The organism is Kribbella voronezhensis (assembly GCF_004365175.1).
GTDB classification, from domain to species: Bacteria; Actinomycetota; Actinomycetes; order Propionibacteriales; family Kribbellaceae; genus Kribbella; species Kribbella voronezhensis.
Genome location: NZ_SOCE01000002.1, coordinates 375,789 through 387,982 on the forward strand (window position 1 = coordinate 375,789; position 12,194 = coordinate 387,982).

Below are 12,194 nucleotides of genomic sequence, written 5' to 3' on the forward strand. Positions count from 1 at the left end.
GCGCAAGCGTCCTGGTGACCCTGCGGCGCGCCCAGTAACGCAAAGGTTGAATCTGACGTGGCAACGACGACGACATCCCGCCCGGGACGGCTCCTGATCGTCCTGGCGGTCATCCTGGTCCTGCTGTTCGGGATCATGGGGCTGACCAGGTCCTGGAAGCCCAAGCTCGGCCTGGACCTGCGCGGTGGCACCACCATCACGCTGACCGCGAAGTCATCGGCCGGTGGCGGCCAGGTGACCGCCGACCAGCTCTCCGAGGCGAAGAACATCATCTCGCAGCGGGTGAACGGTGCGGGTGTCGGTGAATCCGAGATCACCACGTCGGGTCGCAACCTGATCAACGTGGCGGTGCCGGGCTCGAACCAGGAGAGCCTGATCAAGCAGGTCGGCCAGACCGCGCTGCTGTACTTCCGGATCGTGTACGACGCGCAGGCGGGCGGCCCGGTGCCGACGCCGACGGCCACGCCGACCGGTACCCCCAGCGGAAAGCCGTCGACCAGCGCCACCCCGAAGCCGAGCTCGACGATCAAGCCACCGTCGACTCCGGCGACGACGCCGAAGGGCCGGGCCTGGAGCAGCGTGCTGTCCAATGCCACGCCGACCCCGACTCCCAACCCCAGCGCGACGCCGACGGCCACGCCGAAGCCCAGCACGCCGGCCACGCCCGCCGCGGAGCTGCCGAAGGTCACCGGTGACCCGCTGAAGTGGACGCCGGACGCGACCACCCAGGCAGCGTTCGCGGCGGCCCAGTGCGCGACGCTGAACAAGGACGACCCGAACCGGGACCTGCCGGACAAGCCGCTGATCTCCTGCGACAAGGCCGGTACGTCGAAGTACCTGCTCGGCCCGGCGATCCTCAAGGGCACCGATCTGTCGGACGCCTCGGCGGGCATCCCGCAGGGTGGGTTCGCCTGGCAGGTCAACCTGAAGTTCACCGGTGACGGCGGCAAGAAGTTCCTCGACGCCACCACCAACATCTCCCAGCGCGGCCAGGGCCAGAACCTGTTCGCGATCGTGCTGGACGGCGTCTCGATCTCGACCCCGAGCGTGTCCGGCCCGATCCCGGGTGGTCAGGCGCAGATCACCGGCTCGTTCACCGAGTCCGAGGCGCGCGACCTGGCGAACGTCTTGAAGTACGGCGCGCTGCCGGTCACCTTCGACCTGTCCTCGGTCGAGACGATCTCCCCGCAGCTCGGTGGCGACCAGCTGTCGGCCGGCATCACGGCCGGCATCATCGGCCTGATCCTGGTGCTGATCTTCTCGTTCCTGTACTACCGCGGTCTGGGTCTGGTAGTGGTGCTGTCGCTGGCCATCTCGGCCGCGCTCACCTACGCCTCGGTCGTACTGCTCGGCAAGGCGATCGGCTTCACGCTGACGCTGGCCGGTATCGCCGGTCTGATCGTCGCCATCGGTATCACCGCGGACTCGTTCGTCATCTACTTCGAACGGCTCCGTGACGAGGTCCGCGAAGGCCGCAGCCTGCGCTCCTCGGTGGAGACCGGCTGGGCCCGCGCCAAGCACACCATCATCGCGGCCGACTCGATCTCGCTGCTCGCCGCCGCGGTGCTGTACATCCTCGCGGTCGGCGGCGTGAAGGGCTTCGCGTTCACGCTCGGCCTGACCACCCTGATCGACCTGCTGATCGTGTTCATCTTCACCAAGCCGCTGGTGACCCTGCTGGCCCGGACCGACTTCTTCGGCCACGGTCACAAGCTGTCCGGGCTCGACCCGGAGCATCTCGGCGTCGAGCGGTTGCCCGGCCAGATGAAACCGACAGCCCGTCCGGCCAAGCCGTCGACGCGTAAGCCCGTGGGAGGCGAGGTCTGATGTCGAAGCTCGGAAGCATCGGTGCCAAGTTGCACCGTGGCGAGGTCTCCTACGACTTCATCGGCCACCGCAAGCTGTGGTTCAGCATCTCGATCGCGCTGGTGGTCATCTCCCTCGGCGGCCTGTTCGCCCGGGGCCTGGCCCTCGGAATCGAGTTCAAGGGCGGCGTCGAGTACCAGACGACCGTGAAGGTCACCAGCAACACCATCGACGACTTCACCGCCGCGGTGAAGTCCACGAACGCACACGACCTGGGCGACCCGGTCGTCACCACGGTCGGCTCCGACAAGGTCCGGGTGCAGACCCGGCCGCTGAGCCAGGACGACGTGGTCAAGGTCCAGGCGGCGATCGCCAAGGAGGCCGGCGTTCCGGCCTCGAACGTGAGCCGTTCGCAGATCGGCGCCTCCTGGGGTGACCAGATCGCGAACAAGGCGATCCTGGCCCTGGTCGTGTTCCTGATCCTCGTGTTCGGGGTGATCTGGGTCTACTTCCGGGAACCGAAGGCGTCGATGGCCGCGATCATCGCGCTGATCCACGACGTCACCATCACGGTCGGCGTCTACGCGCTGATCGGTTTCGACGTCACGCCGGCGACCGTGATCGGCGTCCTGACCATCCTCGGTTACTCGCTGTACGACACCGTCGTGGTCTTCGACAAGGTCCGCGAGAACACCCGGGCCATCACCGGGAACAACCGCTTCACCTACAGCGACGCGACCAACCTCGCCGTGAACCAGACCGTCGTACGGTCGATCAACACCACCTTGATCGCGCTGCTGCCGGTCGGGTCGATCCTCGTGGTCGGCACCGTGGTGCTCGGCACCGGACCGCTGAAGGACCTGTCGCTGGCGCTGTTCGTCGGTATCGCCGTCGGTGCGTACTCCTCGGTCTTCATCGCCCCGGCCCTGCTGGCCACCTTCAAGGAGCGTGAGCCGGGCATGCAGGCGCTGCGTCGCCGGGTCGAGGCCAAGCGTGGCGGGACCGTCGCTGCTGCCGCAAGCAAGCCGGTACCGGCCGCCGCTACGGCAACGGTCGCGACGAGCGAACCGGCAGCCCGCAAGCAGGACCGCCCGAAGGCCGGTACGCCGGTGACGTCGAGCCGGCCGGTCAAGTCGTCGACCGGGGCAGGCCGCCCGCAGCCGACCCGCAAGCCGCGGTCCAAGCGCGGTAAGTGATGCGCTCGCTCGAGAAGGTCCTCACCGACGGCATCCGCGACATCCCGGACTACCCGCAGGCAGGGGTGGTGTTCAAGGACATCACCCCGCTGCTGGCGGACCACGAGGGATTCAGCCTGGTCGTCCAGGCGCTGGCCACCGCCGGCCGGGACGCCGACGGGAAGGTCGTGATCGACAAGGTGGTCGGGATCGAGGCCCGCGGCTTCATCCTGGCCGCTCCGGTCGCGCTCGCCCTGGGCGCCGGGTTCGTCCCGGTCCGCAAGAAGGGCAAGCTGCCGTCGGCGACGTACGAGGAGTCGTACGCGCTGGAGTACGGCGAGGCGACCATCGAGGTGCACCAGGACGCCTTCGAGCCGGGTGACCGGGTGCTGGTGATCGACGACGTGCTCGCCACCGGCGGCACGGTCGAAGCCTGCCTGCGGCTCATACGGCGGTGTGGCGCCGAGGTCGTCGGGACGACGGTGTTGCTGGAACTGTCCTTCCTGCCGGGCCGCAAGCGGCTCGACGGGGAGCAGGTCAGCGCTCTCGTCACTGTCTGAAGTCGGCCCGCCGGGCACCTTCGCCGTCGTACCAGCGGGGCCGGGTCGGCGTGTTGTCCACAGGCCGTGTCTGACTCGTTGACGCCTTCCCCCTAGACTGGTGGTCTGTCGGCGGAGGGATACGAAGTGGGCGAAGACCCGGCGATGACTTCTGCGGTACCGGATGTGGTCCCGCACGAGCCTCCGCGCGCGCCTGCCGCCGTGCGCCCGGTGCCCAATCCATCGCCGCCCGCTGCCGCTCCACCCAGTGCTCAGCCGCCGCGGATCGCGCCCGCCCGGGTGCGAGCCCGGCTGGCCCGGCTCGGCGGCACCCGGCATCCGAACCGGGCACCGATGCTCGAGCCGCTGTTCCGGGTGGTTCGCGCCACCCACCCCAAGGCCGACCTCGCGATCATCGAGCGCGCCTACCGGACGGCCGAGAAGCACCACACCGGCCAGCTCCGCAAGAGTGGCGACGCCTACATCACGCATCCGCTCGCGGTGGCGACCATCCTGGCCGAGCTCGGTATGACGGCGCCGACCCTGTGCGCGGCCCTGCTGCACGACACGGTCGAAGACACCGACTACACGATCGACGAGCTGAAGAAGGACTTCAGCGAAGAGATCGCGATGCTGGTCGACGGCGTCACCAAGCTGGACAAGGTCAAGTACGGCGAGTCCGCGCAGGCCGAGACGATCCGCAAGATGGTCGTCGCGATGGCCAAGGACATCCGGGTGCTGGTGATCAAGCTCGCCGACCGGCTGCACAACATGCGCACGCTCGGCTTCCTGCGGCAGGAGAAGCAGGAGCGGATCGCCCGCGAGACGCTCGAGATCTACGCCCCGCTGGCGCACCGGCTGGGTATGAACACGATCAAGTGGGAGCTCGAGGACCTGTCCTTCTCGACCCTGCACCCGAAGGTGTACGACGAGATCGTCCGGCTGGTCGCCGAGCGCGCCCCGTCCCGCGACGAGTACCTGGCGTCCGTGATCGACCAGGTGCACGAGGACCTGCGCGCGGCCAAGGTGAAGGCGACCGTCACCGGCCGGCCGAAGCACTACTACTCGATCTACCAGAAGATGATCGTCCGCGGCCGCGAGTTCGGCGACATCTACGACCTGGTCGGCATCCGCGTGCTGGTCGAGTCGGTCCGGGACTGTTATGCCGCGCTCGGTGTGCTGCACGCGCGGTGGAACCCGGTGCCCGGCCGGTTCAAGGACTACATCGCGATGCCGAAGTTCAACATGTACCAGTCGCTGCACACCACCGTGATCGGCCCCTCGGGCAAGCCGGTGGAGCTGCAGATCCGGTCGTTCTCGATGCACCGCCGCGCGGAGTACGGCATCGCCGCGCACTGGAAGTACAAGGAAGACCCGAATTCGCCGGCCCCGGAGGCGGGCGCCCCGCCGACCACCGACGTCAGCACGCCGAACGAGATGCCCTGGGTGCGGCAACTGGTCGACTGGCAGCGGGAGACCTCCGACCCGTCGGAGTTCCTCGACTCGCTGCGGTTCGAGATCAACAACTCCGAGGTCTACGTCTTCACCCCGCGTGGCGATGTGATGTCGCTCCCGACGGGGTCGTCGCCGGTCGACTTCGCGTACGCCGTGCACACCGAGGTCGGCCACCGCTGTATCGGCGCCCGGGTGAACGGGCGGCTGGTGCCACTGGAGAGCACGCTGGAGAACGGCGACGTGGTCGAGGTGTTCACCTCGAAGGCGCAGGGCGCCGGCCCGTCGCGTGACTGGCTCACCTTCGTCAAGAGCCCGCGCGCCCGCAACAAGATCAAGCACTGGTTCTCGAAGGAACGCCGCGACGAGGCGATCGAGCACGGCAAGGACGCGATCGCGAAGCAACTCCGCAAGGAGGGCCTGCCACTGCAGCGCCTGCTGTCGCACGAGACGTTGACCGCGGTCGCGAACTCACTGCGCTACCCGGACGTGACGGGTCTATACGCCGCGGTCGGCGAGAGCCACGTGAGCGCGCAAGCCGTAGTACGGCGTCTGATCGAGACGTATGGCGGTGAGGAAGGCGCGGCCGAGGATCTGGCCGAGGGGCTGCGGTTGCCGCAGACCCGGGAGCGCCGCAAGCGCACCGCTCGCGGCGATGCCGGTGTCATCGTCAAGGGCGCGACCGACGTGCTGTCCAAGCTCGCCCGCTGCTGTACGCCGGTGCCGGGCGACGAGATCATCGGCTGGGTCACCCGTGGCGCCGGCGTCTCGGTGCACCGGGCCGACTGCGCCAACGTGGAGAACCTGCAGACCCAGCCCGAGCGCATCGTCGAGGTCGAATGGGCCCCGACCGCGCAGTCGGTCTTCCTGGTCGCGATCCAGGTCGAGGCGCTGGACCGGGCCCGGCTGCTGTCGGACATCACCCGGGTGCTGTCCGACTACCACGTGAACATCCTGTCGGCGGCGCTGACGACCACCCGCGACCGGATCGCCAAGTCCCGTTTCACCTTTGAGATGGGCGATCCGACGCACCTCGGCCATGTGCTCAAGGCCGTTCGCTCGGTGGAAGGCGTCTTCGACGTCTACCGGGTCACCCAGTAGCGGGTCGATCAGCAGGCCGCAGCTGACCAGGCGCGGCCTGCTGCTGCTCGGCGCCGGCGCACTGGCGGGCTGCAGCGACGGCTCGGGTGGCTCGGGTGGCTCGGGTGGTGATGGCGGCGGCTCGAAGCCGTCGGCATCCTTCGCGGGGCCGACGCCGTCGGGTCCGCTGACACCGACACCAGCGGGTCCGGTGACGCCGACGACTTCGGGCCAGCTGACGCCGGCGCCTTCCGCTTCCTCGACTGTGCTTCCGACGCCGCCGGTGACTCTGCCGTCTGTCAAGGAGTGGACGCCCGGCCCGGGGGAGATCAAGCCCGAGGTGAAGGCTGCCGCAGTACGCGCGGTGCAGGGCTTGCTGATCCAATCGGGGACGCCGTCCGAGGTCGAGGTCATCGACGCGCAGTACGGCGGCATCCTCTCGGACTCAGCCAGTGTGCTCGTGGTCTGCCGCCAATACATGCTTGCCAGGGGCAACTTGATCACCGGCGGCACGACGGTCGACGTACGGCTCACCCGGTCAGGTCGGACCTGGCGGGTGACAGCGATGCACCCAGCTCGGCCGGGCGCGCCCGCGAAGACGCTGACTGCGGCCGCCCGCCAAGTCCTCGCGAACGATCGCATCTCGCTCCCACCGGCTTCGGCAGCCGACGTCCGCTCCGGCACGATCCACGACACCGTCCTCACCGCGATGCTCCAACTGGCCAAGACCTACCGAATCGGCATCTCGGTCATCCGCTCCGGCCACCCTCTCGACGTCTTCGGCACCACCCGCCCCAGCGACCACCCCCGAGGCCGAGCCTTCGACACCTGGCAGATCAACGGTCGCGCCGTAGTCGACCCGGCCACCCCCCGCGCCCTCATCACCTCCTACATGCACGCCGCCGCCTCCACCGGCTCCTACAACGTAGGCGGCCCCCACCAACTCGCCGGCCCAACGTACTTCTCCGACAACACCCACCACGACCACATCCACGCCGGCTACCGCACCTGACCCTTTCGCGCTGCGCTCGCTCCTGCGTCGCTCACTCGCCGGCTCACCCACCCACCCCCGCGGTCGCGGGCCTCCTACGTCGCCCCGCTGGCGAGAACGACCCCGTCGCGCGTCGGCCATGTCGCGAGACGTTGCTCGGGTTCTCCGGAGGATCGCAACCTGCTTCGCGCTCGACCCGCCAACCGGTACGAGGCCCCCTTTCGCGCTGCGCTCGCTCCTGCGTCGCTCACTCGCCGGCTCGCCCACCCACCCCCGCGGTCGCGGGCCTCCTACGTCGCCCCGCTGACGAGAACGACCGCATCGCGCGTAGGCCATATCGCGAGACGTTGCTCGGTTCCTCCGCAGGATCGCAACCCGCTTCGCGCTCGACCCGCCAACCGGTACGAGGCCCATTTCGCGCTGCGCTCGCTCCTGCGTCGCTCACTCGCCGGCTCACCCACCCACCCCCGCGGTCGCGGGCCTCCTACGTCGCCCCGCTGGTGAAGACGACCGCATCGTGCGTCGGCCATGTCGCGGGATGTTGCTCGGGTTCCTCCGCAGGATCGCAACCCGCTTCGCGCTCGACCCGCCAACCGGTACGACTCGTGTTCGCTTCTCCTGCTCACCATCTGCGGGGCAATCGTGGTTGGCGGCAGAGGAAGCTGCCCACAGCCAACTCAAGGGCTGGATAGGAGCCCCACAGATCGGGCCGCCGGACAGAGATGATGTGCCAGCCGAGCGCTTCCAATTCTGTACGGCGTGCTTCGTCGCGCACCTCTTGGTGGGGTCGGGAGTGCCAGCGGTCGGAGTCGTATTCGAGGCCGAGGCGGCGGCCGTCGTCGAGGGGGTCGGGATAGCCGAGGTCGATGAGGTAGTCGCGATGTGGGCCGCGAACCCGGACTTGCAGATCGGGTTGGCCGAAGTCGGCGTCGATCAGGCGTAAGCGCAGCCAGGATTCGCCGGGCGAGGCGGCCCGGCGGTCGGCGTACCGGAGGATCTGGCGAGCCTGGATGATGCCGGGTCTGCCCTCGTAAGCAGCGGAAGCGGCGCGCACCGCCCAGCGGTCGGCGATCCCCGAGCGAAGCATGGCGTCCACCGCTGACAAGGCGAACGGACGCGGAAGTTGCATGGCGAGTTCAACCGTCGTGGCGATCGGACTGGTCACCTTCAGTTCGCCCACCTGCACCACGTCGGTGGCCTCGCGGGTCCACTGCACGCCGACTTCGCCCTTGGCATGCAGCGCTGTGGTCTCGATGCCGTGGACCCAGGCGGCGGTCCGCCCGCAAGCGATGCCGTCCGGAGGTAGTAGCAGCGCAACCGCCGCGGCGCGGAGGTCGACCGTGTCAGGCACGCGCACATCGACATAGACGTCACTGAGTACCTGGCGGATCTCGCCAGCGCCGAGCAGCCAGCCGAGCTTCTTGCGGACCTGATGGGCTCGGAAGGGGAGGCCGCAGAAGTACAGCGGGAACTCAGCAGGCAGCATCCGAGAAGGATGACTGAATCAGCAGATCCGCTGCGTTGCGTTGTCCACAGGCTTGCGCCACCGCCTGCTTGGGTCGCCGGCATCACCTGGCCCGGGCCGTCGCGGACTGACGGTTCAGGCACTCCGCGACGGCACGATTACGCGGGCGTTGATTCGCCAGCCGTTCGTTGTCCGTACCACCTCGTCCTCGTAGATGACGGTGCCCGCGTGGCCGTTCGCCATTACCGAGAGTCCTTTGGAACGCACTGTGGCGCGGTCGTCGAGTTCGGGGTCGGCTGTGACTATCACGTTGGTGACGTGATGTCCGACGGGCTGGTCGCCGGGGGCGGACTTGAAGAGGTCGATCAGTGCGGGCAGTCCGCGGACAATGCCCAGCCCGTAGGCAGATACGTCGTACGACGCGTCGGGTGTCAGTAGTAGCCCAAGGTCGTCGGATCGGCGATCGTCCGCGAGGTGCCCGTGTAGCGACACCAGTTCGTGTATGGCCAGCCGGTCTTCGGTGGTCAGTGGCATCGGCACTCCTGAGCGGTCGTGGGGGAGGATGGTGGGGATGACTGATCATAAACGGGGCGCGCGCCCCGCTTCAACTGGGCCTCGCCGAGCTGATGCCATCGCCAATCGTGCCAAGGTGGTGGCGGCGGCCCGTGAGGCGTTCGAGGCAGAGGGACTCAGCGTGTCCCTCGACGAGATCGCCCGGCGGGCCGGCGTCGGTGCGGGCACGGTTCACCGGCACTTCAGGACGAAGGCGGAGCTCGTCGACACGGTCCTCGCCGCCGCGGTTGAGGACCTTGTGGTGGCGGCGAACTCCTATGCCGCGTCGGACGACGCCGGCTCGGCGCTGCGGGACCTTCTGGTGCGACTGGTCACCGAGGGAGCAGCGGCCCACGAACTCGCCGCGCGGCTGCAGATCGGCGCAGGCAGCGTCGAGGCGGCAGTGTCGGGACCGGTCGCCGAGCTGAACCGTGCGATGGGCCTACTGCTGTCCCGCGCCCGCGACTCGGGAGCTGTACGTCACGACGTCGATGACCGCGACCTGGCCGCGCTCATTGCCGCCGCGCACGCCGCGTACGTCCATCCCACCGGCGGCGACCACGCATTGATGCTGGTGCTGCGATCGCTCGAGGCCCCCACTTGAGGACCTGAGCTGATCTCGCCGGGGCTGACGGTCCCGGACGAGGCGCGAGGTAGGAGCGCGGTACGCCGTGGCGTTGCCCCCGGGTGTGGACACCCGGGGCTTGGCCGCTGTCGGGTGGTGGTGTGTGAGTTCGTATTGGGCAGAGCTAGTCATGCCGTCGGCGGGGCGGCCGGGGGCGGCGGCGAAATGGGTACGCCTTGCGTCTGAGCCGCGACGGAGGAGCGGCGAGCTGGGGTGGGTGGGTGAGCCGGTCAGTGAGCGACGGAGGAGCGAGCGCAGCGCGAAAGGGCGTCGTACGAGCGGGCCGGACTGCCGGCCCGCTCGCGGCAGGCTCAGCTGAATTCGGCTAGGGCGTTTTGGGCTTGGGTCAGCCATTCTCGGCGGGCTGCGATGGATTCGCGGGCTTCGGTGGCCTTCTTGGTGTTGCCTTGGGCCTCGTGTTTGGCGGCTTGTTTCTCCAGGTCGGCGATGAGCGACTGGAGTTGCTTGACGGTGGCTTCGGCGCGGGCGCGGGCCTCGGGGTTGCTGCGGTTCCAGACCTCGTCCTCGGCGGACTTGACGGCTTGCTCGACGGCGCGCAGGCGGGCGTCGATCGAGCGCATCGAGTCGCGCGGGATCTTGCCGATGGCGTCCCAGCGGTCGAGCAGGTCGCGGAGTTGCTCGCGGGCCGCCTTGGCGTCGGTGACGGGCAGGATCGCCTCGATCTCGACCAGGAGCGCTTCCTTCAGAGCCAGGTTGGCGACCTGCTCCTGGTTCTCCTCGGCCTGTACGGCGTCGCGCGCGCCGAAGAACGCGTCCTGGGCGCTGCGGAAGCGGGCCCACAGCTTGTCGTCGACCTCGCGCGGCGCGGGACCGGCAGCCTTCCACTGCCTCATGAGGTCGCGGAAGCGGCCCGACGTCGGTCCCCAGTCGGTCGACGACGACAGCGATTCGGCCTCGGCGGCGAGGCGTTCCTTCACCACGGCCGCCTCGTCGCGCTTGGAGGACAGCTCGGCGAAGTGCTGCTTGCGGTGCCGCGTGTACGTCGTCCGCGCGGAGGAGAACCGGTGCCACAGTTCGTCGTCGCTGGACTTGTCGAGCCGGGGGAGCGCCTTCCATTCGTCCAACAGCTCGCGGAGCCGGGTGACGCCGTGCCGCCAGTCGGTGCCGGCGGCGATCGTCTCGGCCTCGACGGCGATCTTGGTCTTGGCCTCGCGGGCCTCCTCGACCTTCGCCGCGCGCTCGGCCTTCTTCTTCTCCCGCTGCTGGGCGACCAGTGGGGTGAGCGCGTCGAGCCGGGCCCGCAGCCCGTCGAGGTCACCGACGGCCTGGGCCTCGTCGATGGCGGCGGTCACCTTCTTCACGGCCGCGCGGGCGTCGTCGGGGGAGACCGTGCCGGCCTGGACCCGCTTCTCCAGCAGGTCGACCTCGAAGGCGAGGGCGTCGTACCGCCGGGTGTAGAAGGCGAGCGCCTCGTCGGGGTTGGCGTCCGGCCACTGGCCGACCGCTCGTTCGCCGTCCTTGGTCCGTACGAAGACCGTTCCGTCGTCTGCTACCCGGCCCCAGCTTTCCTCGGCCACAACTCGCCCCTTCCGGCGGTATGTACTGCGCTCGTGCCCATTCTGGTCAGTCGCCGGTTCAACCGGGTCAACAGGGGTCCAGCCGGGCGCGTCGGGACCTGTCCCGACGCTTATCCCTGAACAATCACAAACTCGCCGCCGCTACGCAACGGGGTTGCCGTCACAATCGGGGACAATCGCGCGAGCGACCGGGCCCGATCGCGGTCCAATCCGGTGCGGAGCCGGTACCACGGGACCGGTAACCTTGGCTGGTCCCCATCTGTTCCAGGAAGGTCAGTCGTGCTCATCGCCGGGTTCCCCGCGGGTTCGTGGGGTACGAACTGCTACGTCGTCGCCACCGGCCAGGGCGCGGAGTGCATCGTCATCGATCCCGGCCAGGACGCGGCCGCGGGTGTGGACCAGGTCGTCCGCGAGAACAAGCTGAAGCCGGTCGCGGTCCTGCTCACGCACGGCCACATCGACCACATGTTCTCGGTCCTGCCCGTCTGCGGCAGCTACGACGCCACCGCCTGGATCCACCCGGACGACCGGCACCTGCTCAGCGACCCGATGGCCGGGATCAGCCCGGAGAGTGCCCGGATGCTGCTCGGTGGGAACCACACCTTCGCCGAGCCGGACGACGTGGCCGAGCTCAAGGACGGTCTGAGCGTCGAGCTGGCCGGCCTGCGGTTCGCGGTCGACCACACCCCGGGGCACACGAGAGGCTCGGTCACCTTCACCACGCCGTACGACGGGCCCGAGGACGTACCAGCGATTCTTTTCTCCGGTGACGTGTTGTTCGCCGGGTCGATCGGCCGGACGGATCTGCCAGGCGGCGACCATCCGGCGATGCTGCATACGTTGGCCACCAAGATCCTGCCGATGCGCGACGAGATCGTCGTCCTGCCGGGTCATGGCGGCCAGACCACGATCGGCCGGGAAAAGGCGACCAACCCTTACCTGCAGGACCTGGAGATATCGAAATGAGCAAG

General features: G+C 68.8%; 10 protein-coding genes. 7 read left to right on the plus strand and 3 right to left on the minus strand.

What is annotated here, in order from left to right; translation table 11 throughout:
• The first annotated feature begins 57 nt into the window (after nucleotides 1-57).
• The 5 genes from secD (at nucleotide 58) to EV138_RS37745 (ending at nucleotide 7,064) form a co-directional block, all read left to right on the plus strand.
• Nucleotides 58-1,827, plus strand: coding sequence for a protein translocase subunit SecD (secD, locus tag EV138_RS29135; RefSeq protein ID WP_133982696.1), 1,770 nt, complete (start codon nucleotides 58-60; stop codon nucleotides 1,825-1,827).
• On the plus strand, nucleotides 1,827-3,002 hold the full coding sequence (secF, locus tag EV138_RS29140) for a protein translocase subunit SecF (protein WP_133982698.1): 1,176 nt from the start codon (nucleotides 1,827-1,829) through the stop codon (nucleotides 3,000-3,002). Before secD ends, secF begins: the two co-directional genes overlap by 1 nt.
• The gene (locus tag EV138_RS29145; RefSeq protein WP_133982700.1) at nucleotides 3,002-3,541 is read left to right on the plus strand and encodes an adenine phosphoribosyltransferase; all 540 of its coding nucleotides are present in this window, start codon (nucleotides 3,002-3,004) and stop codon (nucleotides 3,539-3,541) included. Before secF ends, EV138_RS29145 begins: the two co-directional genes overlap by 1 nt.
• A gap of 144 nt (nucleotides 3,542-3,685) precedes the next feature.
• Nucleotides 3,686-6,073, plus strand: coding sequence for a RelA/SpoT family protein (locus tag EV138_RS29150; RefSeq protein WP_439649019.1), 2,388 nt, complete (start codon nucleotides 3,686-3,688; stop codon nucleotides 6,071-6,073).
• A 262-nt stretch (nucleotides 6,074-6,335) separates the two neighbouring features.
• Nucleotides 6,336-7,064 (plus strand): hypothetical protein, encoded by a 729-nt coding sequence (locus EV138_RS37745; protein ID WP_238158490.1) that lies wholly within the window; start codon nucleotides 6,336-6,338, stop codon nucleotides 7,062-7,064.
• Nucleotides 7,065-7,665: 601 nt separating this feature from the next.
• Here EV138_RS37745 and EV138_RS29160 read toward each other — a convergent pair.
• Together EV138_RS29160 and EV138_RS29165 are read right to left on the minus strand one after the other, a co-directional pair.
• Nucleotides 7,666-8,529: a putative endonuclease domain-containing protein gene (locus tag EV138_RS29160; RefSeq protein WP_133982707.1), complete on the minus strand. Its 864-nt coding sequence runs from the start codon at nucleotides 8,527-8,529 to the stop codon at nucleotides 7,666-7,668.
• 114 nt (nucleotides 8,530-8,643) lie between these two features.
• On the minus strand, nucleotides 8,644-9,042 hold the full coding sequence (locus EV138_RS29165) for a nuclear transport factor 2 family protein (protein WP_133982709.1): 399 nt from the start codon (nucleotides 9,040-9,042) through the stop codon (nucleotides 8,644-8,646).
• A gap of 37 nt (nucleotides 9,043-9,079) precedes the next feature.
• Here EV138_RS29165 and EV138_RS29170 point away from each other — a divergent pair, with 37 nt between their 5' ends.
• Entirely contained in the window at nucleotides 9,080-9,664 is a 585-nt protein-coding gene (locus EV138_RS29170) for a TetR/AcrR family transcriptional regulator (protein ID WP_166678786.1), read from the plus strand.
• Nucleotides 9,665-9,996: 332 nt separating this feature from the next.
• On the opposite strand, the gene EV138_RS29175 is transcribed toward EV138_RS29170, so the two are convergent.
• Nucleotides 9,997-11,223 carry a DUF349 domain-containing protein gene (locus EV138_RS29175; protein WP_133982713.1) on the minus strand — a complete coding sequence of 409 codons (1,227 nt, stop codon included), beginning with the start codon at nucleotides 11,221-11,223 and terminating at the stop codon, nucleotides 9,997-9,999.
• A gap of 279 nt (nucleotides 11,224-11,502) precedes the next feature.
• Between EV138_RS29175 and EV138_RS29180 the strand changes: the two genes are divergently transcribed.
• Nucleotides 11,503-12,189 carry an MBL fold metallo-hydrolase gene (locus EV138_RS29180; protein WP_133982715.1) on the plus strand — a complete coding sequence of 229 codons (687 nt, stop codon included), beginning with the start codon at nucleotides 11,503-11,505 and terminating at the stop codon, nucleotides 12,187-12,189.
• The last annotated feature ends 5 nt before the right edge of the window (nucleotides 12,190-12,194 follow it).